This window comes from Geitlerinema calcuttense NRMC-F 0142, from assembly GCF_030285425.1.
In genome coordinates this window covers 1-20,838 of record NZ_JASVEJ010000016.1, presented here as the reverse complement: position 1 = coordinate 20,838, position 20,838 = coordinate 1, and the positions used below count along the sequence as shown (strand labels likewise).

The 20,838-nt window shown below is 49.8% G+C and carries 17 protein-coding genes and 1 pseudogene; 6 read left to right on the top strand and 12 right to left on the bottom strand.

The annotated features are described in order from the left end of the window. The first annotated feature begins 12 nt into the window (after nt 1-12). Nucleotides 13-2,109, top strand: a complete 2,097-nt coding sequence (locus QQ055_RS04130; protein ID WP_283357289.1) for a serine/threonine phosphatase — start codon at nt 13-15, stop codon at nt 2,107-2,109. Nucleotides 2,110-2,121: 12 nt separating this feature from the next. Beyond that, the gene (locus tag QQ055_RS04125) at nt 2,122-3,393 is read left to right on the top strand and encodes an FHA domain-containing serine/threonine-protein kinase (RefSeq protein ID WP_069966067.1); all 1,272 of its coding nucleotides are present in this window, start codon (nt 2,122-2,124) and stop codon (nt 3,391-3,393) included. A gap of 21 nt (nt 3,394-3,414) precedes the next feature. Here QQ055_RS04125 and QQ055_RS04120 read toward each other — a convergent pair whose 3' ends face one another. Both QQ055_RS04120 and cimA read right to left on the bottom strand, forming a co-directional pair. After that, complete coding sequence (locus QQ055_RS04120) at nt 3,415-3,633, bottom strand: DUF4327 family protein (RefSeq protein ID WP_069966066.1); 219 nt, start codon at nt 3,631-3,633, stop codon at nt 3,415-3,417. Nucleotides 3,634-3,838: 205 nt separating this feature from the next. Beyond that, nucleotides 3,839-5,470 carry a citramalate synthase gene (gene cimA, locus QQ055_RS04115; protein ID WP_286004269.1) on the bottom strand — a complete coding sequence of 544 codons (1,632 nt, stop codon included), beginning with the start codon at nt 5,468-5,470 and terminating at the stop codon, nt 3,839-3,841. Between the two features lie 337 nt (nt 5,471-5,807). On the opposite strand from cimA, the gene QQ055_RS04110 reads away from it, so the two are divergent. From QQ055_RS04110 to QQ055_RS04100, 3 genes are all read left to right on the top strand, one after another. Further along, nucleotides 5,808-6,635, top strand: a complete 828-nt coding sequence (locus tag QQ055_RS04110) for a thiazole synthase (protein WP_283357291.1) — start codon at nt 5,808-5,810, stop codon at nt 6,633-6,635. A 404-nt stretch (nt 6,636-7,039) separates the two neighbouring features. After that, nucleotides 7,040-7,219 (top strand): photosystem II assembly protein Psb34, encoded by a 180-nt coding sequence (gene psb34 / locus QQ055_RS04105; protein ID WP_069966063.1) that lies wholly within the window; start codon nt 7,040-7,042, stop codon nt 7,217-7,219. A gap of 212 nt (nt 7,220-7,431) precedes the next feature. Beyond that, nucleotides 7,432-9,468, top strand: coding sequence for a tetratricopeptide repeat protein (locus QQ055_RS04100; protein WP_286004268.1), 2,037 nt, complete (start codon nt 7,432-7,434; stop codon nt 9,466-9,468). Here the strand turns inward: QQ055_RS04100 and QQ055_RS04095 are convergent. From QQ055_RS04095 to bicA, 10 genes and pseudogenes are all read right to left on the bottom strand, one after another. Continuing rightward, complete coding sequence (locus QQ055_RS04095; RefSeq protein ID WP_286004267.1) at nt 9,465-10,118, bottom strand: GNAT family N-acetyltransferase; 654 nt, start codon at nt 10,116-10,118, stop codon at nt 9,465-9,467. The genes QQ055_RS04100 and QQ055_RS04095 overlap by 4 nt on opposite strands. Before the next feature lie 4 nt (nt 10,119-10,122). Then, nucleotides 10,123-10,785, bottom strand: a complete 663-nt coding sequence (locus tag QQ055_RS04090) for a Na(+)/H(+) antiporter subunit B (protein ID WP_069966061.1) — start codon at nt 10,783-10,785, stop codon at nt 10,123-10,125. Next, nucleotides 10,786-11,403, bottom strand: a complete 618-nt coding sequence (locus QQ055_RS04085; protein ID WP_283357304.1) for a DUF4040 domain-containing protein — start codon at nt 11,401-11,403, stop codon at nt 10,786-10,788. After that, nucleotides 11,393-11,674 (bottom strand): monovalent cation/H(+) antiporter subunit G, encoded by a 282-nt coding sequence (locus QQ055_RS04080; RefSeq protein WP_069966059.1) that lies wholly within the window; start codon nt 11,672-11,674, stop codon nt 11,393-11,395. Before QQ055_RS04080 ends, QQ055_RS04085 begins: the two co-directional genes overlap by 11 nt. Next, on the bottom strand, nt 11,667-11,921 hold the full coding sequence (locus QQ055_RS04075) for a hypothetical protein (protein ID WP_069966058.1): 255 nt from the start codon (nt 11,919-11,921) through the stop codon (nt 11,667-11,669). Before QQ055_RS04075 ends, QQ055_RS04080 begins: the two co-directional genes overlap by 8 nt. Beyond that, nucleotides 11,918-12,307 carry a Na+/H+ antiporter subunit E gene (locus QQ055_RS04070; protein ID WP_069966057.1) on the bottom strand — a complete coding sequence of 130 codons (390 nt, stop codon included), beginning with the start codon at nt 12,305-12,307 and terminating at the stop codon, nt 11,918-11,920. Before QQ055_RS04070 ends, QQ055_RS04075 begins: the two co-directional genes overlap by 4 nt. Then, nucleotides 12,304-13,731, bottom strand: a complete 1,428-nt coding sequence (locus tag QQ055_RS04065; RefSeq protein WP_286004266.1) for a cation:proton antiporter — start codon at nt 13,729-13,731, stop codon at nt 12,304-12,306. The genes QQ055_RS04070 and QQ055_RS04065 overlap by 4 nt, the downstream gene beginning before the upstream one ends. A gap of 38 nt (nt 13,732-13,769) precedes the next feature. Further along, nucleotides 13,770-15,207, bottom strand: a pseudogene (locus QQ055_RS04060) (cation:proton antiporter). After that, nucleotides 15,204-15,542 (bottom strand): NADH-quinone oxidoreductase subunit K, encoded by a 339-nt coding sequence (locus tag QQ055_RS04055; RefSeq protein ID WP_069966054.1) that lies wholly within the window; start codon nt 15,540-15,542, stop codon nt 15,204-15,206. Before QQ055_RS04055 ends, QQ055_RS04060 begins: the two are co-directional and overlap by 4 nt. A 399-nt stretch (nt 15,543-15,941) precedes the next feature. Next, on the bottom strand, nt 15,942-17,627 hold the full coding sequence (bicA, locus tag QQ055_RS04050) for a bicarbonate transporter BicA (protein WP_286004265.1): 1,686 nt from the start codon (nt 17,625-17,627) through the stop codon (nt 15,942-15,944). Nucleotides 17,628-18,057: 430 nt separating this feature from the next. Here bicA and QQ055_RS04045 point away from each other — a divergent pair, with 430 nt between their 5' ends. Then, nucleotides 18,058-20,751 carry a DEAD/DEAH box helicase gene (locus tag QQ055_RS04045; RefSeq protein ID WP_286004264.1) on the top strand — a complete coding sequence of 898 codons (2,694 nt, stop codon included), beginning with the start codon at nt 18,058-18,060 and terminating at the stop codon, nt 20,749-20,751. Nucleotides 20,752-20,838 lie beyond the last annotated feature (87 nt).

Below are 20,838 nucleotides of genomic sequence, written 5' to 3'. Positions count from 1 at the left end.
GGAAGAAAACCCATGCTGATTTGTCCCCAATGTCAATTTGAGAATTCTGACGCCAACAAGTTTTGCCAAAGTTGCGGTACTTCCTTAACCTATAAACCTTGCTATGCTTGTGGCGCTCAAGTGACTTATGACGCCATAAACTGTCCCCAATGTGGGGCTTTAACCGGAACCGTATTGCGAGCCATTGTCACCCTGACCGGCCCATCCGGACATCCTTATATCCCCCCGGTTAGCAATGAGGAAGCGGACGAAGAAGCGACAATGCCGCTGTGGTCAATGCCTTCCCAAGCCGAACTTAAATCCACTCCCGCCTCTGCTGAAGGAGCCACAGCAACCCCGATCCCCGTTCCTCCCCTCTCCTCTCATCCCCTCCCTTCAGAGTATTTGGACTTGCAGCAGCGCTATCTACTGCTGGACTCTTTAGAAGAGTGCGATCGCACGCAAAGCGAATTTCAGGGCCGTGTCTTAGATTGTCGTCCGTTGCAGATTTCTCTGCTCGAAGCCATTCAAGGTCAAGCTTTCTCGGAAAATGCGCCCCTAATTCCGCCAATGGCAGAACTCTATCTAGAGTTACAGCCCGAACTCGGTCAAACCTTACCCGAAATTTGCGATGCTTGGGTTCAGGATAACCGCGCCGTTCTTTTACTCGAAGACCGTTCCAACTGGCCGATGTTGGTAGATTTATGGCGCGAAGAACAACTTTCACCGCAGCAAATTGTCTTTTTACTCTTCGAGATGGTGAAGCTTTGGGAGAGTTTAGAACCGCTGCATTGTCGGCAAAGTTTGTTAATTCAAGACAATTTGCGCGTTGATGAGGATCAAGTCATTGGCTTGCAACGCCTCTATATCGAATCTTTGCATACACCCCTGAGCTTGCAAGATTTGGGGCGACTCTGGAAAGAGCTATTTGAACAATCTCAACAAACCTATATTGGTTCCCTGGTGCTATTGCTGCAACAGTTACAGGATGGGGAAATTGAGGATTTGGAAGCTCTGCAAGCTAAGTTAAGAGCGATCGCCGAAGAACTCACCAGAGAACCCGAAATTTCTCCCCCAGACCTAGAAGACGAGGACGATCTGCAACCGGCCACCGTACCTGATGCCAATACCGTACCCGATCTAGAAGCCGCTCAGATGGGTCTAGTTTCGCCCATCGCCTCAAATATGCCCGCCTCTGCCCCCACCCGCTTCCAGACTTCTAGCTTTATGCCAGAGCCAAAGAGCGATGTTTTAGACGACCAGCCGACCGTGGTTTTGCCCATGCAACTGTTCAGCTTGGACAATGCGGGCTTCACAGACACGGGGACGCAGCGCAATCATAATGAAGACGCCTTTTGCATCCAAACGAAAATAGAGCGCGTTGAAACCAAAACGGGACGAACGCTGTATGCAAAGGGATTATATATTCTTTGCGATGGCATGGGCGGTCATGCTGGCGGCGAGGTTGCTAGCGCTTTAGCCGTTGATACCTTAAGGCGGTATTTTCAAACCCAGTGGTTCGATAATCCCCACTATCAGGACTGTTTGCCCAGCGAGGAGTCGGTGCGCGAAGCCGTTCGACTCGCCAACAATGCAATTTATGAGGTCAACCAGCAACAGTCCCGCACGGGTAGCGGTCGGATGGGAACGACTCTGGTTCTCGTCTTGGTGCAAGATACCAATGTGGTTGTCAGCCATGTTGGGGATAGCCGCCTGTATATGGCAACTCGCAAACAGGGGTTAATTCCCGTCACCCAAGACCACGATGTCGGCCAGCGCGAAATTCAACGGGGGGTTGACCCAAATTTAGCGTATACCCGTCCGGATGCGTACCAACTCACGCAAGCCTTGGGGCCTCGCAGCGATGAGTTTGTCAAACCGGACGTTCAATTTATGGAGTTGAATGAGGATGTGCTGTTGGTCTTAAGTTCGGATGGGATGACGGATAACGATTTGTTAGAAAAGAATTACTCAACGCACCTTGCTCCTTTACTGAGTTCTAGAGCGAGTTTGGAAAAGGGGGCAAGCGATTTAATTGAGTTAGCCAACCAGTACAACGGTCACGATAATATTACGGTGGTGTTAATCCGGGCTAAAGTGCGACCGAATTTAGACAATCTTAAAGACTAGCTGCGTACGGCAATGGTCAAGCTTTCCCTGTTGGATAGCACCGAAACTCAAATTGTGCAGTTTTGGAGCTTTGAATCGCGATCGCGAATTCGCATTGGTCGCGCCCCCGATAATGATGTGGTCGTCACTCATAATTTAGTGTCTCGCTACCATCTGGAGTTGAATGTTGATGAGACTTCTAGTTGGCAGCGATGGCAATTAATCAATTTAGGCAAAAACGGCACGCTCCTCAATGGCGTTTTGGTTTCTCAAGCTGCCATTGAGGATAATGCGTTGATTCAGTTGGCGCTCGGCGGCCCAATTCTTAAGTTTGAAGCGGGTCAAGCTTCTGCAAGTCCGCCTGGACTCGCCTCTGGTTTGAGTTGCACCCATCAAGGGAATGCACCGGAAAACTTGTTCTGTATCTATTGCGGCCAACTGCTGAAGTACGAAAAAATAGTTCGCCAATACTACATCTTGCGGGCGCTTGGACGCGGGGGGATGGGAACCACTTATCTGGCGTGGAATTCCCAAGTTGGCGCACAAGCTTCAGATCGACCCGATTCGGCTTTGCTGGTGCTGAAGGAATTAAACACTGATATGGCCCAAATTGCCAAAGCCAGGGAGTTATTTGAACGGGAAGCCAGAACGCTGAGGGCGCTCAATCACCCCGGCATTCCCACGTTTTATGACTTTTTTGAAGAAAACGGCAAGCGCTATCTGGCAATGGAGTTAATCCACGGTCAAGATTTGGAACGATGGGTTTATCAGAATGGCCCTTGCACGCTCGCCCAAGGCATTGAATGGGCGATTCAAACTTGCGAGGTTTTGCAATACCTCCATACCCAGCGCTACCCCGTAATCCACCGGGATATTAAGCCAGCCAATTTGTTGTTACGCCATCGCAACTCGCGACAAGTCTCTGCGTCAGCATCCTCCGACGAGAAGCGCCAGATTATGGTGATTGATTTCGGCGCGGTGAAGGAAATGGGGACGCCACCCGGAACCCGTATTGGTGCAGAAGGGTATAGCGCTCCAGAACAAGACCTCGGACGCCCGGTGCCTCAATCTGACTTGTATGCAATTGGTCCGACTTTGGTGTTTTTGTTAACGGGTCAGCAACCCGGTCAGTTTTATCGCAAGCAAGGGCAGTTCTACCGCCTGCAATTGGAGGATTTACCAACCCTTACTCCTGCTTTACGAGCGACAATCGAACGAGTGACAGAGCCGAGAGCGAAGGATCGCTATCAGAGCGCCCATCAACTCGCACTGGCGCTTGCAGATTGCCTAGAGAAAGCGAGGTAAAAAATTTAACCGTCTTAACGCTTATTCGTCATCCCACGCTTCAACAGCGAGTAAGTCACCTACGGGGTCTTGCATTGTAAATTCGTAAGCGAGTAATTCTTGTTTCCAACGGGGCCAATCATCGCCATAGAGGAGTGCAATCTTCCAAATACTGTCATTGGGCTTAATCGCTTTCGAGTCAACGAGCGATTGCACTTGACGTTGCAGCTTAACCATTGGGTGAATAACCTGCTGGCTCATACCACCTTTTATCATCATTGAATTTTGCTAAAGTCTTTCTACAACTGCTTCCTGTTTCTGTACTGGGTTCCCGTGTATTGGTCAAAAGCGGGGTAAGGAAGCAAATCTTTTTCCAATTACCTATGTTAGCACAGAAGCTTAAAAGTTTGAAATTAGAGTTTCAAATATCAGCTTCTTTGAACTTAAAGATAACTACCTCTTATCTCTAAGTTCTCGCAACCAGAGGTAACTGATTTGATATTAGCAGACCATACTCCAAAGCTTCCACTACGGCCTGATAAGAAGCATCCAAAATGTTGGGGGAAACCCCTACCGTTGTCCATCGCTGAAGCCCATTGCTGGATTCCACTAAAACGCGGGTTTTGGCTGAAGTTCCTGCTGTACCGTCTAAAATCCGCACCTTGTAATCGGTGAGATAAAAATCAGCGATCGCGGGATAGAAATTCATCAAAGCCTTTCGCAGCGCCGCATCAAGGGCTGCAACCGGGCCATTTCCTTCGGCGGCTTCTAAAATTTCCTGTCCATTTACGGTTATCTTCACCGTCGCTAGAGAATCCGGTCGCGCGTAGGGGTTGTCCGGGTTGGGAATCATGTTGCAATGGACTTGAAACCCGCGAATCTCAAACAAAGTTTGGCGCTGTCCCAAGGCCGAACGCATCAATAAATCAAAACTTGCCTCCGCCGCTTCAAACTGGTAGCCTTGGCTTTCTAACTCCTTGAGGCGTTGCAGAATCTCCCGACAGACGGGATCTTGGCGGTCTAGGTCGATGCCAAAGGTGCGGGCTTTTGCCAGGACATTGCTTAACCCAGCTTGGTCGGAAATCACGATGCGGCGGCGGTTCCCTACTTGTTCCGGTTGAATATGCTCGTAGGTTAAGGGGTTGCGTTCTACCGCCGAGACATGAATCCCCCCTTTGTGAGCAAAGGCGGAACGACCAACGAAGGGGGCGTGTTCGTCGGGGGCCAAGTTCACAACTTCGCTGACAAAGCGGCTGGTTTGAGAGAGGTGTAAGATTTGTTCGTCGCTGATGCACGGGTAGCCCAATTTCAGTTGCAAATTGGGAATGAGCGAGCAGAGATTGGCGTTTCCGCACCGTTCGCCATAACCGTTAATGGTTCCTTGCACCATTGTTACCCCGGCTTGCACGGCGGCTAGGGCGTTGGCGACAGCCGTATCCGAGTCATTGTGGGTATGGATGCCGAATTGCGCTTGGGGTTCTATCGGATGGATGGCTGCGATCGCCTCCCGTACAATCTGAGCAATTTCGTGAGGTAAAGTCCCGCCATTGGTATCGCAAAAAACAAGCCATTCTGCGCCCGCTCTGCAAGCCGCCAGTAGGGTTTGCAGGGCATATTCGGGATTTTGTTTGTAACCGTCAAACCAATGCTCGGCATCGTAAATGACGCGGCGACCGGAAGCGCGTAAGAATTCAATGGTGTCCTGAATCATCGCTAAGTTCTCTTCCAGGCTGGTTTTTAGCCCTTCAGTGACGTGCAGATCCCAGGATTTGCCAAATAGCGTCACCCAGCGGGTTCCTGCCGCAAGGATGGCTTGTAACATGGAATCTTCTGCTGCGGTGCTGTGGGGGCGGCGCGTGGAGCAAAAGGCGACGACTTCCGCATGGTTGAGCGGGTTTTCTTGCAGTTGCCAGAAAAATTGTACGTCTTTGGGATTGGCACCGGGCCAACCGCCTTCAATAAAGGGAACTCCGAGTTGGTCTAAGGCTCTGGCGATGCGAATTTTGTCTTCTAGGGAGAGGGACAAGCCTTCGCGTTGCGCGCCGTCGCGGAGCGTGGTGTCGTAAATGGTGATGGAGTTCGCTAGGTCTACGTCCATAAAAAGGTTCGAGCGTGATAAGTTGAGCAAGCCGAGCAATCCCTCGGTTCGAGATGGCGTTGCGGTTGTTGAGAATCGAGATTGTCTAGAGGCGATCGCTCTCATTCAATTCTAGAGAGTGCGATGGAAAAGACTTGCATCATCGCCAACTGGGGTAGCGCCGGGTATTGTCTAGTATCCCTGGGCAAAGAGACTCTGGCAATCCGATCCGGTCAGTGTTTGCTGAAACTCAAAAAAACTTTAAACTTTGGGCGCTCGTTCGCGCGATCGGGGGAAAATTCAACTTGAGCAGCCGTTATGCTGAAAGTAAAAGCCAGTATTGTTCCCTAAGTTACCGATGCAAACTTTAGATTCTTCTGTTTCAGCAATGAGCGATCGCCCATTCACGATCGCCGGAAAAACGTTCAACTCGCGCCTGATGACGGGAACTGGCAAATACCCCAGTTTAGAAGTAATGCAGCGCAGTATTGCCGCGAGTGGTTGCGAAATTGTCACGGTGGCGGTGCGTCGCGTTCAAACCCAAGCCCCCGGTCATGAGGGATTGGCCGAAGCGATTGATTGGGGCAAAATTTGGATGTTACCTAATACGGCCGGATGCCAAACCGCAGAGGAGGCGATCCGCGTGGCCCGTTTAGGTCGGGAAATGGCAAAGCTGCTCGGTCAGGAAGACAACAACTTTGTCAAATTGGAAGTGATCCCCGATCCCAAGTATTTGCTTCCCGATCCCATTGGCACCCTACAAGCAGCCGAACAGCTCGTTAAAGAAGGGTTTGCGGTATTGCCGTATATTAATGCCGATCCCCTGTTGGCCAAGCATTTAGAAGAAGCTGGATGCGTCACCGTCATGCCTTTAGGTTCGCCTATTGGGTCGGGTCAAGGGTTGCGGAATGCAGCCAATATCCAGATTATTATCGAAAATTCTGGGATTCCTGTGGTGGTCGATGCTGGAATTGGCGCGCCCTCAGAAGCCACGTTAGCAATGGAAATGGGGGCTGATGCTCTGTTAATTAATAGCGCGATCGCCCTTGCTAAAAATCCAGTGGCAATGGCCCAAGCAATGGGACTGGCAACCCAAGCCGGACGTTTAGCCCATCTATCGGGTCGAATTCCCGCCAAGGCTTACGCCACCGCCAGTTCTCCTTTAACGGGTCTGATTAACGTCTAACTGCAATCGTGCCAAGCAAACGGTCTGCGGTGGGCTGAGAACTTTGCACGGTTTTTTTAAGCGATCCCCAAAGATTCGCCCTGAATCTGAGGGGATCGATGACCCAAATGTCAAACAAAACTTAAAGAAAGACTATGAAACTTAAAGAACTGCTATAGTAGTGAAGAATTGGTCTTTCTCGCTGTTCGATAGTTTCTGGTCGAGCTAAATCATCGTGCCAATTTGCAACCCTTGCACCTAGTCTGCAAGTGAGAACGATTCCAACCTCCACCAGTCATGAGAATTTCTGGGGTTTTAGAGGTTCGTTCATAAAATACTTAAATCTGCAAGCCACTGAAGCCGCGAGTTTATTTGCTGCAAGCCTAGATTTAACGCAAAAGTAACAAAATTAGAGGATTTTTTTCATGCCCTATATCAACGAAGAAGGCGGTCGGTTAAACAACTACGCAGTAGAACCGAAAATGTATCGCGCGACGCCTCCCACGAAAAACCAACAGCAAAAATACATCGTCATGGGACTGGGTGCTGTTGTTCTTGTCGGAGGTTTAGTTTTTGTAGCCTTCTCTGTTTCTGGTCTTAGTTAAAAGAACTCTTTAATAAACAAAATTTATTAAAACATCCCTTGGGTTTCTCTAGCTAGAAGCCCAATTTTCTTATCAGTCCCTTTATTGCCTAACTTTAGATAGAAATTTCGGCGGTTCATCCTGACTAAGTGGGGAATAGACCGAAGAATAGGATAGAAAAAATCTTCTAACAATCAACAGGGTGTAGCAGCACTCGCTTTTCAGGAAACTCAATGGGGAGATTGACAGATCTCCTCGGCTTACCCCTAGGCACATTCCCAACACACGCATATCTTACTGAAGAGTCGATCGTGGCAGAATCTAATGTTTCAAGCATCAACTGTCCTATTTACGAGCGCTTAAAAGTGGCGCTGAGTCTGGACTTGCGCCGTCAAATCTTTTTCGCAGTCTGCGACGATCTGACCTTTAAAAACCAGATTGCGGCTCAACTTCAAGCGGAACTGACTGGCGCGACTTCGCCGAACTCCACTCTTTCAACCCTTCCTGCTGCCTCTAAGACAGCCTCCGCCGTTGCCACACTCCCCTTAAGCCAAACGCATCCCCGTTTGGTGAGCTTGCATCTCAACTTAAGCGATCCCAATATTGCCGCTCAAATTCGTCAATGGCTGGCACAGCATCCCCATCTTACCCCCATTCCCGGCTTCCAGATTTTAGGGATTGAAAAGCTTACTCGTCAGTCGCCGAGTTTGCAGCGCCTATTTTTGCATCATTTACAGCAGATGGCAAAAAACTTAGAGAGTTTGGACTCTAGTTTACTGCTCTGGCTGCCGCGTCCTTGGTTTACCTCCATTCAACAATCTGCGCCAGACTTCTGGCGATGTCATACCGGGATCTTTGAATTTGCTGGCGATCCCACGCCCATTTCTGATGAAGTTGATGCCACAACAGTACCGGAATTGGGGGGATGGGGAAATGGGGAAATGGAAAAACCCACAAAGTCGGCTGTTGCAGTGGTAGCGCCGCCCCCCCAACCCCAGCGCGAACCACCCGTGGAGGCGGTTGGATCGCTAGCACCCGTGGAACGCTATTTAACTTTGGGGAATAGCTACCGCGATCGCATTGTCGCAGGCGATGTCACCCCGCAAAATCTGAGTGCAGCCATTCAAGCCTACGAACAAGCGCTTAGAGCTTTAGAGGAAACTTCGCCGCAAGTTCCCGATATCCTCAACGATCTGGGAAATCTTTACTGGTTGTTTTCTCGCCAACCCTCTCCCCCAGAACAGGCGCAAATCTATCTCGAACAAGCACTCAGCCTCTATCAACTGGCTCTCACCCTGACGATGACAGGTCAAACCTACAGCCGCCTGCAAAATAATTTAGGCGCTGTTTATGCGGATTTGGCCCGCTATCGCGATCCGGTGTTGAATTTGCAAAATGCGATCGCAGCTTATCAAGAGGCTGTGCGCGATTCGCTCCAGCGTAACTGCACAGAACAGCTAGACGCCTTTAAGCAATATGCCTCAACTCAAAATAACCTGGGAACCGCTTACTGGAACTTGGCACAGCAGCAAAACCCCGATGCTAACTTGAAAAGCGCGATCGCCGCCTATCAACAAGCCTTAAAGTATTACACCCCAGACCGGGAGACCCTGAGTTATGGCATGATTCAGAATAACCTGGGAACCGCCTTCTGGAATTTGGCCCAGTACGAGCGATCGCCCGATTACCTGCAAATGGCGATTTGGTCCTATCGCGAAGCTTTACAGTATCGCACCTTCTCCGTTTCTGCGACTGCCTACGCCGCCACCCAAAATAATTTAGGAACGGCCTATTGGCATTTAGCCAACCACAAAGCCACCCCTATCTTGAAACGGGCTGAAGATTTGCTGTTGTGCGTTGAAGCCTATCACGCCGCCTTGGAAGCGGCCAACACCCTCAAGCAGCAACAACCCCCAGTTCCCCTAAGTTTCGACTTTTTCGCCACCCATAACAACCTCGGACTCGCTTATTTTCAGCTCGCGACGGATGGCAAAATTAAAGCCACATTAGCCTCTACTGACGTTCAGTCTCTCGCGCCCGTCCTTTCCCAGGTTTTAGAAAAAAGTTTGGAATATCTCGAATCGGCCTTAAACCATCACGTCATTGCTTGGCAGGGTTGGACGCAACAAGCAGAACTGAGAAAATCAGCCTTGAGTTATATTTTGCAAGCGATCAAAGCGCTGTATCAACAGGGGGGAATTGCTGGACAAAATCAGGCCCTCTCTCACCTCCCGTCAGAGTTGTTACCCGAAGTGATGAAAAAGCTTTAGGTTTGGACAATGGGATCGACAATTTGGTCTAGAAATGAGTTGAGGTAAGGATCGCAGGGATCGCGCTGGCAGAGTTCCCAGTAGATTTGCTGGATTAACTCGCGGACTAAGCCTGCACTTGGGGGTTGGGCGCGATCGCTCGGAAACAGCATCAACACCATTGGCGTTGGGGTAGACTCCTGGAGAGGCGGTAAGATATAGGGCACATTCTCCAAGAGGCTGCCCCCCGATCGTCGATAGAACTCAATCCGACGCAGGCGCACATGGCGATCGCGCTCATCCACTGCTAATTTGGGATCTTCTACTTCTAAGAGTAAATATTCGCCCCGCTGCTGGCAGTATTGGCGCAGAAAGTCCATAAACGCCGTCCCCAAACCTAGCCCGCGACAATCTTGACGGGCGGCGGCGTAGTCTAGCAAGCCAAACGGCTGTCCGCTTAACGGCCAGATCAGCGCCATAAACGCAACCTGAGATTCTAACTCTCCCACAATTAACCGTTCGCGACCGCTGAGAACGCGATCGCGAATGAGAGATTCCGGGTGGCGTTCGTTCGGGGGAAACGCTTCGAGGTAGATGGCGATCGCCTCATCCAACATCGCCGGATCGTCTTGAAGCGTTACTGGAGAAACTTCACTAAAAATAGCATCCACTGAATTACAACAAACCGCGATAGCGAATAAAGATCAGAATAGCCGCCCAAGAACCCAAAGCAACCTTAATCGCCACCAAAATATTCAAAAGCGGCATCACCCCACCACTCACCAGCGCCCCCAACTCGCCATGCGGTAGTTCAAAACCGACCAAAGTCAATACCGACAGCACCACAAAAATCAAGACAGACACTTTTTCCCAAATCGCCGCCCGCCAGCGTTGATAAATCGCCGCCATCCACTCCGAAGAGGAAGTAATCGCCACCAAACCAATCGCCGTTCCGCCCGCGACTCCCGCCGCAAACCCGCCACCCGGACTCAGGTGGCCGCGAATCGCCAGTTCCACCCCAACAATCGCCGCAATAGTTGCCCCCAAACGGGCAAGGACAATCGAAGGTTGATCGGTAAACTGATAGATGCGGTGAAACGGCTGTTCGTTGGCTAACAGATATTGCGCTCCCATAATTGCGATCGTAAAAACGATCACTTCAAAAATGGTGTCGTATAGCCGATTTCTAAAAATAATCCCCGAAACCGCATTGGGAACGCCACTCTCTTTCACCACCATTTCCACAATTTCGAGATCCGCCACCTCTGCCGCTAGGTTCGGCATAATCATAAACTTGAGAAAGACTGCTATACTGGCAGCGATATAAAGCCATTTCATTTAATGTTTCTCCCCAGACTTTAAGGCAGGCTCATCAGGTACCGACACATAGGTGAGATGACTCGCAGGTAACGAGAGTTCGGTTTGAAAAATATCGTACAGGCGGCGGATGCGAGTGGTTGTCTGATAGAATTGTGCTTCTTCCCCAGACCCTTGACCCAGACAAGTGGCATGAATTTCCTTTTCTAGCAATGCCCGATCCAAGGATTGCGGATCGGGGTAAGGAACCAGTTCCAACCTTAAATGGTATTTGCGAGCAACGCCTCTAAACTCTGCAATCAGTTCGGTTAAGGGGCTTTGACTGGGTTGGGTATAGCCCGTATCGGTCACTTTTTCCGATTCCCCTTCTGCTTCTGCTACATAATCTTTAAGGATGCCCAAGCGCATCACCAGCGACGAACGCACGGCAATGACAAACAGTGTCACGGCTAGCAGAGTGCCCACTAGCGCCTCTGTTAGCGCCACATCCGCAGCCCCTAAAACGGCATAAACCAAGGCTGCAACGCCCCCCAGGATACCGCGAATCACCAAGGCGTTGTAGGGGTTAACTTGAATCGTCAGGATGAAGGAGGATATGGGCAGCAAAGCCACAATGATATAGATATAACTATCGTTCATCATTCCTTCCACTACTCGAACAATACGCCAGCACATACCCCAGGACGGTATTCCAAATCGCCAGGGAAATCAGCGCCAAAATCAGTAAAGACCATTCGCTTGGAATCTTGAGCAGCAAACCAAAAATAATGCTCATCGATCCGAGGGTATCGGCTACAGAAAGGCTGTGCAGTTTGAATAAAACCGATCGCTTTCCCAATAAGGGGAAGGTTCCCCAAAACCAAAAGAGAATGCCAAGGATGATACAGAAGTAACTGAGGATGTTAATCATATTGACCTAAGCGTTTAAGGACATGAGCGAGTAACATTAATCCAGCATTTCCGACGCTGAGAATAATAACGCCAACGGTTCCCAACATTAAGTCGTCGCGCTGGACAGAAACGACCAAAATCATGACGGATGTTTTGGTGGCAATACTGGCAAAGGCCAGCATTTTTTGCCAGATATCCCCATCGCGCCATGCTTCGTACATGGGAATGAGTAAGGCTAAAATCATTGCGATGAGTAATCCGTTCACGTTCTCTTCCTCCGCTGTACCCGGTGGACTTCATACCAGCCCTGTTCGTGATATTTCAAAACAATGGTTTTGGGGGTAAAGGTGATCAAGAAGATGTCTAGAAAGATGAGTCCGGGCGATCGCCGTGGCTTAACCTGTTCTATGACTACTTCTTCTTGGTTATGGGGGCGAAAGATGATTTCAAACGCTTCTAGATACGCTTGGGGAATTGCCACAATCACTTCCCACAGAACCCGCAGCCAATCTTGTAATGCGCCGGGGGCGGTATAGCTGCGCGGTAGCAGCAGGGCGACGCAAACGCCGATAATAATGTTGGCGATGCTGAAATTGCCGGTCAGCAAAAACCAGATGGTTAACCGCAAGATGATATTGAGATATCCAATCATGCCAACACCATCCAAAACAGGACAACTAACAGGAGACTCATGACCCCAACGAGGTGATCGAGTTGTTCTAGAATTCGGGGGATTTTAAAAGCAATGCGTTGAGCGATCGCGTAATGGATTAACCAGCCAACACCAATGATTGCCAGGACTTTCATGATATTTTCAAGGGTATAAGCTTGGTAGGAGACGGCGTTACCTAAGAACAACCCAGCGATTAAGAGGCTGATTGCGGCCCAAAAAAACCAGGTGACGCGGGGGGAAGTTTGGGGTTCTTCCGGTTGATGGGGTAAAAATATCAATTTGGCATACAAGATCGCGGTTCCAGTTGCTGCAATATTCATGGCGAGACTTGGCCAGAAAGTGAGGTTTTCTAAGGTCAATAGTTTGGCGCTAGATCCAATCAATAGGGGAAAGCCGGAAATGGACAAGCTACCGATCGATAAAACAATCCAGAGTTTGGTGTTGATGGGGTTTTGGGCTAACTCCTTGAGGTTATAACTGGGTAAGCAACCAACGGTGAGGAAGAGTGCAGCTTTGGCTAAACCATGCGCTAGGGCGTAAAAGCCGCCTGCGGCGGGAACGACCATAATCCAGCCGAGTTGAGAAATGGTACTAGCGGCAAGCAGGCGTCTGCTATCTTGTTCAAAAAGGGCATAGCTAACTCCAAATAAAGCCGTTGCGACGCCCAAGAAGGTGACAATCGGGGCAAGTTCTTCTAGCATGAGGGCGAAACGCAGGAGAGGGAACGTGCCTGCTTTGATAACTACTCCAGAGAGTAAGGCAGAAACGGGGGGTTCTGCTTCAGCGTGCAGTAAACCCGTCACCAAGACGCCCCCTTTACTTAAGAGTCCCAGAAAAATTAGGGCGATCGCTTCTGGAGGGGCCCCCTGCAAACCTGTAAAGGCAAAGGATTGCTGCACCTGATACAGCAAAATCACACCCACCAGATAAAACAGCATGGCGATATTGCCGGTAAACAGATAGCGCAATCCCAACCAGATGGCGCGATCGCTTCTGGGGTAGGCCACTAACAGAAATGCGGCAATCCCAATCACCTCTGAAGCCACGTACAGACTCAGCAAATCTGCACAGATAAAGACGGCGTTAACGCTGCCATGCAAGATCAGGGCTTGCATGTAGAAGAAAGCCGTTTTTTGGGTTTGCCAACAATAGAGAAGAATGGCCGTTGTGACTAGGGCATTGGTGAGAATAAAAAAACAACTCAGCGAATCGACCTGTAGACTAACGCCAAAGCTATCGAGGAGTCTTAGAGTTAAGGGAGGCTGGGCAAACATGAAGAATGCATAACCCACAGAGGCGATCGCAACTCCTAATGAGAGGTAGCGGGCGATCTTGGGAAACAAATAACCCACGAACCCTGCAATAACGGGCGAGGCAATCCAGGCAATCGTTAGAGTGTTCATAGCGCGTTATTCTGCAAGACGATATCGAAATCTCCAAATCATGCCAGCACCATCCAAAACAGTAGAACCAACATGAGACTCATTACCCCAATGATGTGATCGAATTCTTCTAGGATGAGGGGAATTTTGAACGCAAAGCGTTGAATCAGCACGCGATGGATTAACCAGCCAACCCCAATAATTGCTAAAACTTTAACGATATTTTCCAGGGTATAAGCTTGGTAATAGAACCCGTTACCGATGAACAATCCAGCAATTAACAAGCCGGTTGCTAGCCAATAACCCAACTTGACGGGGGAGGGGTCTTTGGGATCTTGGGGTTGATGCGGTAAAAATAGAAATTTGGCATATAATATTGCGGTTCCAATGGCGGCAATATTCATCGCCAGGGTGGGCCAGAAGGTCAGGCTTTTTAAGGTCAATATTTTGGCGCTAAATCCAATAAAGAGAGGAAAGCCTGACATGGAAAGGCTACCCATCACCAAAACCAGCCAGAGTTTGGTATTAATGGGTTTTTGTTCCAACTCTTTGAGGTTGCGACTCGGTAAGTTCCCGGCGGTGAGAAACAGGGCGGCTTTGGCAAGTCCGTGCGCTAGGGCGTAAAAGCCGCCTGCTGCGGGCGCAACCATAATCCAGCCGAGTTGAGAAATGCTACTAGAGGCGAGAACGCGCTTGCTATCTTGTTCAAACAGGGCATAGCACACCCCTAACAAAGCTGTAGCAATGCCAAACAGGGTGACGATGGGGGCGACTTCTTCTACCATTAAGGCGCAACGCAGTAGAGGGAAAGCCCCTGTTTTGATCACAACCCCGGAGAGTAAGGCAGAAACGGGAGTTTCTGATTCAGCGTGGGTGAGGGGCAACCATAAGCCGGAGACAAAAATGCCCCCTTTACTTAAGAGTCCCAAAAAAATCAGGGCGATCGCTTCTGGAGGGCCCCCGCAAACCTGTAAAGGCGAAGGAGTGATGCGACTGGTATACCAAAATGGTACCCACCAGATAAAACAGCATGGCAATGTTGCTGGTAAAGAGGTAGCGCAACCCCACCCAGATGGCGCGATCGCTTCTGGGGTAGGCAACTAACAAAAATGCCGCAATCCCAATCACCTCTAAGGCAACGTACACACTCATAAAATCTGCACAGATAAAAACGGTGTTAACGCTGCCATGCAAGATGATGGTCTGTAAGTAAAAGAAAGGGGTTTTGCTGGTTTGCCAACAATAAAGAATAACCGCCGTTGTGACTAGGGCATTGGTGAGAATAAAAAAGCAACTCAGCGAATCGACTTGTAAACTAATGCCGAAGCTGTCGAGGAGTTCTAGGGTAAAGGAGGGTTGGGTAAATCCGAACGCTGCATAGCCAGCCGAGGCGATCGCAGCCCCTAATGAGAGGTAGCGCATCACCCTGGGGAATAAATAGCCCACGAACCCTACAATTAATGGCAGGGCAATCCAAGCAATGGTGAGGGTGTTCATGGCGTGTTATTCTGTTCGATTTCGTGGGTTTCTAAGGTAGGGTTATTGCGGGCGAGTTTCATCACTCCCACCAACATTAAGGCTTGAATGGAAAAACCAATCACAATGGCAGTTAAGATCACGGCTTGGGGAACTGGATCGGCATAGTTTCCGGTTATTTCCCCGTCTGTAAGAATGGGGGTAAACACGCCTCCGCGTGCCGCTACCACGACGTAGTAGGCAATGACGCCTGTACTCATAACATCCATTGAAACGATCTTCATCAACAAATTTTTCTTAAAGATAGTTCCGAGAAATCCACATAATACCGTTGCAAATACACACCCTTCTAACATTGCAATGACCCAGTGACGTAAAGGAATAATGCTATTTAAACGAAATTCCAGCTCAAAAATGCTAAAAATCTTTCAACAAGGGTAATTTTATCCTGCAAGCGATCTGCGCGAATGTTCTCCTTTTGCTGTGTTTACCTTACTGTTGCCCTCAATCTTTTGAAGTTGTTCTGGATACTTTTCAACTCGCCCGCAATTCGCGCGCGCTTGGGGATAGGGAGAGGTAGCCTGAGTATTTGCAGCATTTTTCAGGTTCGTGAAGTACACTTTCTTCAAAGTCCCCCTTACTAAGGGGAATTTAGGGGGATCGTGCCGGATCTCATCCAATCAAAAAACGCTATAACAGGGGCTACGCTCTCAAAAACCGATCGGACTGGCGTTGAAGTTTGCGCGCTTCTGGTTTTAGGAATAGGTGATGTTAGGCAGCGGATCGACATTCCCCATTGGTTCTAAGCGATCGACCGCTTCTTGTAAGGCTTCGATCCGATGTTGTTTAAACGAATCTGCACCAACGAGTTCTACCAGTTTAATCTTTTCTAGACGTTTTAAGGTTTGACCTGTAGCGCCGACGACATAGACTTTCAAGCGTTGATCGAGAGCATCCTTGACGACGTTTTCAACCGCCAGAGAAGCCGTTACGCCGATAAAGGGAACATCGCTGAGATCGACAATTAATACATCGGCTTGGCGCATTGCAGAATGCTCTCTGGCGATCGCCTTAGCTACACCAAACAGCATCGGTCCGCTGAGGTAGAATACCAAAACGCGTCCATTTGCCTGATTCATTAAGGCTTTCTCTTGCTCGTCCATTAAAATGTCATCGTCATTATCGCTAATGGTTTTGACTTCTTGAGATTGCAGGCGAGACAGGCGTTCGATCGTTAAGATATTGGCAATAAACACGCCAACTCCAACCGCCACAATCAAATCGACAAATACGGTTAAGAGCATTACCCCATACATGATCAGGGTACCTTTGAGGGAAACCTGATGCGCCCGTTTGAGGAAACTCCAATCTAAAATATCAATCCCCACTTTGAGGGCAATACCCGCTAAAACTGCCATCGGAATATCAGCGGTTAACGGGGCAGCCCAGAGGACAACCACCATTAAAATTAAGGCACGCGTTAAACCGGATACGGCAGTTGTTGCTCCAGTTTGAATATTAACGACGGTTCCCATCGTGGCACCCGCACCGGGTAAGCCCCCACAAATACCGGAAATTAGGTTGCCAATCCCTTGACCAATCAGTTCTTTATCGGAGTTATGCTGAGTCCGGGTTAAGCTATCGGCAATCACGGAAGTGAGCAGGGAGTCGATACAACCGAGCATCCCCAACATTGCCCCATCAATCAGCATCGTCACCATTAAACTGGGTTCAAAAGCAGGCATTCTTAGCTCTGGTAAACCCATTGGAATCGCACCGATCCGGCGGATATCCGCATCGCCAAACAGCGTCAGGGAAACAACCGTACCGACAATGAGGGCGACGAGTTGGGGGGGTAAGTAGCGCTTCAGTTTAGAGGGAATCAGGAACAGCAAAGCCAGCGCGATCGCACCCAGGGCGGTTTCTACCGGATCGAGGTTTGAGACGAGTTGAGGCAGACCTTGCAGGGCACCAATCACGCCTCCACGCGGGGTAGCGTGACCAATCAGGGGGGGAATTTGCAAAATAATTAAAATCACCCCAATCCCAGACATGAAGCCGGAAATGACGCTGTAGGGCATTAAGGTGATGTATTTCCCTAAGCGGAGAAATCCAAAGGCGATTTGAAAGACACCGGCGAGCATGACGACGGTGAAGGCGATCGCCATTCCGTTTTCGGGGTTGCTAGCGGTTAAGGTGGCAATAACGGCGGTAAAAATCACCGTCATCGGGCCAGTGGGTTCGGAAATTAGGGTAGGCGTCCCTCCGAATAAAGCGGCAAAAAAGCCGACACAGACTGCCCCATATAGACCTGCGGCTGGTCCTGCACCCGACGCCACGCCGAAGGCTAGGGCAAGTGGCAGGGAGACAATTGCGGCGGTGACGCCTCCGGAAATATCCCCGTATAAATTTCTAAAATGAATTCGGTTAGTGATTTGCATTGATGTTATACCGCGTTAAATGATGACCGAAAACGGACTTCCGGTTGCGGAAGCCGAATGTCTAATCGCCATCTAAATTCTGGATAGCCAGAACTGGGGGCGATCGCTATTTTGTTTAACTCAAACCATTGGGAGGGCTTTGCTGAAGCATAGATAATGCTCTATGCTTATTCAATTTTCCCTAAACTAATACTAAACAAAAGGGGATCAAAACGCTAGAGGGGTTTGCGTGAAATTTTTGATGAATTTTTTTAATGGTTTGCCAAATCTGCGCTTATGGTTAGCTCCCAATTCCTCAGAACAGCGATAAGCTGATAATGAGCAGCCGCTCTCTACTGGAGCAAACAGTCAAATCGCAACGGTGAGAGCGTTAACCTAGTAGAGGTTAAATCCAACTGAGTCATTATTTAGGGCGTTAACGAGTCCGAGCGTGAATATTTCCCCAACTTCTTCAGAACTCGATCTTCAAAAATTATTCCCGTTCCCCCTCGATGCGTTTCAATTAGAAGCGATCGCGGCTTTGAATGGCGGCAAATCTGTAGTCGTTTGCGCCCCTACGGGTTCGGGTAAAACGCTGATTGGGGAATATGCCATTTGGCGAGCCTTAGCCCAAGGGCGGCGCGTTTTCTATACCACCCCCCTCAAAGCCCTTTCTAACCAAAAACTCCGCGACTTTCGCCAGCAATTTGGCGCAGAGAACGTCGGTTTAATTACCGGCGATGTTTCGATTAACCGCGAAGCCCCCGTCTTGGTGATGACGACGGAAATCTTCCGTAATATGCTGTATGGCACCCCCATCGGCGAAATTGGTACGTCCTTAGTCGGCGTTGAAGCCGTAGTTCTCGACGAGTGCCACTACATGAACGATCGCCAGCGCGGTACGGTTTGGGAAGAATCAATTATTTATTGTCCGCCTGAAATTCAACTGGTAGCCCTCTCCGCAACCATTGCTAACTCCCAACAACTCACCGACTGGATCAACCAAGTTCACGGACAGTGCGAACTGATCTATTCCACCTATCGACCCGTTCCCCTAGAGTATTACTTTTGCAATATTAAGGGCATTTTTCCCCTACTCAATAACGCCCAAACCAAAATCAACCCGCGTTTAGCCAAAGCCACTCAAAAAAATCACAAAAACCCGAAAGCCCGTCTCGATCCAAGCGCCATTCCCACCCTACCTACAATTATCAATGCGCTGCACGAGCGGGATATGCTCCCAGCAATTTACTTTATCTTCAGTCGGCGAGGCTGCGATCGCGCCGTCGAACAGGCGAGTATGCTCACCCTGTTAACCCCAGAAGAAGAAGAAACTCTGCGCGATCGCATCCAGCAATTTCTCTCCCGCTATCCTGAAGTGGGGCGGATGGGACAAGTAGACGCGCTCAAACGCGGTATTGCGGCTCACCATGCCGGATTATTACCCACTTGGAAAGGCTTGATTGAAGAACTCTTCCAAGAAGGCTTAATTAAAGTGGTTTTTGCCACAGAAACCCTCGCCGCCGGGATTAATATGCCCGCCCGCACCACTGTCATTTCTAGCCTATCGAAACGTACCGATCGCGGTCATCGCCTGTTGAACCCCTCAGAATTCCTGCAAATTTCCGGCCGAGCGGGGCGACGGGGGATGGATGAACTGGGGTACGTGGTGACAGTGCAAACCCCCTTTGAAGGCTCAAAGGAAGCCGCCTATTTAGCTACATCAGGAGCCGATCCCCTCGTCAGCCAGTTCGCCCCCAGTTACGGGATGGTGCTGAACTTGCTGCAAACCCACTCCTTAGAAGAAGCCAAAGAGCTAGTAGAACGCAGCTTTGGGCAATATTTAGCCAACCTCTCCTTGCAGCCACAGCAAGAAGAAATTTATCGCTTGCAAGGCACTCTCAAACAACTTCAGGAGCAAATAGCAGCCTACGGCGATCCAGAAAATCTAAACCGCCAAATCACCAGCTATGAGAAACTGACGCAACGCCTCAAAGAAGAAAAGCGCCTGCTGAAAACCCTGCAACAGCAAGCCCATGAAGTGCAAGCCAAAGAAATGGCTGCTGCTTTAGACTTTGCGGTGAATGGAACCGTTTTGAGTATCAAGGGTAAATACGTCCCCGTTGCCTCACCCTTACTATCGGTACTGGTAGATAAAATTCCTGGAAGCGGTCATTTTCCCTATCTATTATGTTTGGGACAAGATAATCGCTGGTATGTGGCAAGCGTTTCCGATGTGGCGGCGCTACATGGCGAGGTTCCCCGCCTGCGAGCAGTCGATCGCCTGTCACCCCCACCGGAAATGCCCCTAAAATTGGGTCAATCTCGCAGCGGCTCGGAGGAAACCTTACGCGTAGCCCAACAAATTCCCCATCCGCCTTCGATTGAAATGGCTCCAGAGGTACAAGCCCAACTCGAACGGGTGACAGAAGTTCAAGGGGCGATCGCCGCGCATCCGATCCATCAATTGCGCGATCGCTCTGCCTTACTCAAGCGTACTGCGAGGGTGAGTGAAATTGAACGGGAATTGCGCGATCGCACCTCCAAGCTAGAACGGCTACAATCGCGACATTGGGAAGAGTTCCTCAATTTAATCTACGTCCTGCAAGAATTTGAAGCCCTATCTGACGAACTGCTTCCCACCCCCATCGGTCAAGCGGCCGCTGCCATCCGAGGCGATAATGAGCTATGGTTAGGCTTGGCATTAATGTCCGAGGAATTTGAACATCTAACCCCCCCCATGCTCGCCGCAGCCTGTGCAGCCCTGGTGACAGAAGAACCCCGCCCCGATAGTTGGGTAAATTTTGAAACCTCTTCCCCCGTTATTGAAGCCCTGGCTGCATTACAGCGCGAACTGCGGCGTCCATTGATTCAACGCCAGCGCCGCCATGACGTGGTTCTTCCGGTGTGGCTGGAATATGAATTAATTGCCATTGTGGAGCAATGGGCATTAGGAATTGAGTGGACTCAGTTATGCGAGAACACCAGCCTAGATGAGGGAGATGTGGTGCGTCTGTTGCGGCGAACGTTGGACTTTCTCTCGCAACTTCCCCATGTCCCGCGTTTAAACCGACAAATTAAAGATAATGCCCGCGAGGCGATCGCGCTGATTAATCGCTTCCCGATTAATGAGGAAGTAGACTAAGCAGTGCTGAGTGCTGAGTGGGGGAAAGAGTGCTGAGTGCTGAGTGCTGAGTGGGGGAAAGAGTGCTGAGTGCTGAGTGCTGAGTGC

Excerpts from the sequence above, each read along its gene's own strand:
- QQ055_RS04130 (WP_283357289.1), top strand. The coding sequence starts at position 13 with ATGCTGATTTGTCCCCAATGTCAATTTGAGAATTCTGACGCCAACAAG.
- QQ055_RS04125 (WP_069966067.1), top strand. The coding sequence starts at position 2,122 with ATGGTCAAGCTTTCCCTGTTGGATAGCACCGAAACTCAAATTGTGCAG.
- QQ055_RS04120 (WP_069966066.1), bottom strand. The coding sequence starts at position 3,633 with ATGAGCCAGCAGGTTATTCACCCAATGGTTAAGCTGCAACGTCAAGTG.
- cimA (WP_286004269.1), bottom strand. The coding sequence starts at position 5,470 with ATGGACGTAGACCTAGCGAACTCCATCACCATTTACGACACCACGCTC.
- QQ055_RS04110 (WP_283357291.1), top strand. The coding sequence starts at position 5,808 with ATGCAAACTTTAGATTCTTCTGTTTCAGCAATGAGCGATCGCCCATTC.
- psb34 (WP_069966063.1), top strand. The coding sequence starts at position 7,040 with ATGCCCTATATCAACGAAGAAGGCGGTCGGTTAAACAACTACGCAGTA.
- QQ055_RS04100 (WP_286004268.1), top strand. The coding sequence starts at position 7,432 with ATGGGGAGATTGACAGATCTCCTCGGCTTACCCCTAGGCACATTCCCA.
- QQ055_RS04090 (WP_069966061.1), bottom strand. The coding sequence starts at position 10,785 with ATGAAATGGCTTTATATCGCTGCCAGTATAGCAGTCTTTCTCAAGTTT.
- QQ055_RS04085 (WP_283357304.1), bottom strand. The coding sequence starts at position 11,403 with ATGAACGATAGTTATATCTATATCATTGTGGCTTTGCTGCCCATATCC.
- QQ055_RS04080 (WP_069966059.1), bottom strand. The coding sequence starts at position 11,674 with ATGATTAACATCCTCAGTTACTTCTGTATCATCCTTGGCATTCTCTTT.
- QQ055_RS04070 (WP_069966057.1), bottom strand. The coding sequence starts at position 12,307 with ATGATTGGATATCTCAATATCATCTTGCGGTTAACCATCTGGTTTTTG.
- QQ055_RS04065 (WP_286004266.1), bottom strand. The coding sequence starts at position 13,731 with ATGAACACTCTAACGATTGCCTGGATTGCCTCGCCCGTTATTGCAGGG.
- QQ055_RS04055 (WP_069966054.1), bottom strand. The coding sequence starts at position 15,542 with ATGTTAGAAGGGTGTGTATTTGCAACGGTATTATGTGGATTTCTCGGA.
- bicA (WP_286004265.1), bottom strand. The coding sequence starts at position 17,627 with ATGCAAATCACTAACCGAATTCATTTTAGAAATTTATACGGGGATATT.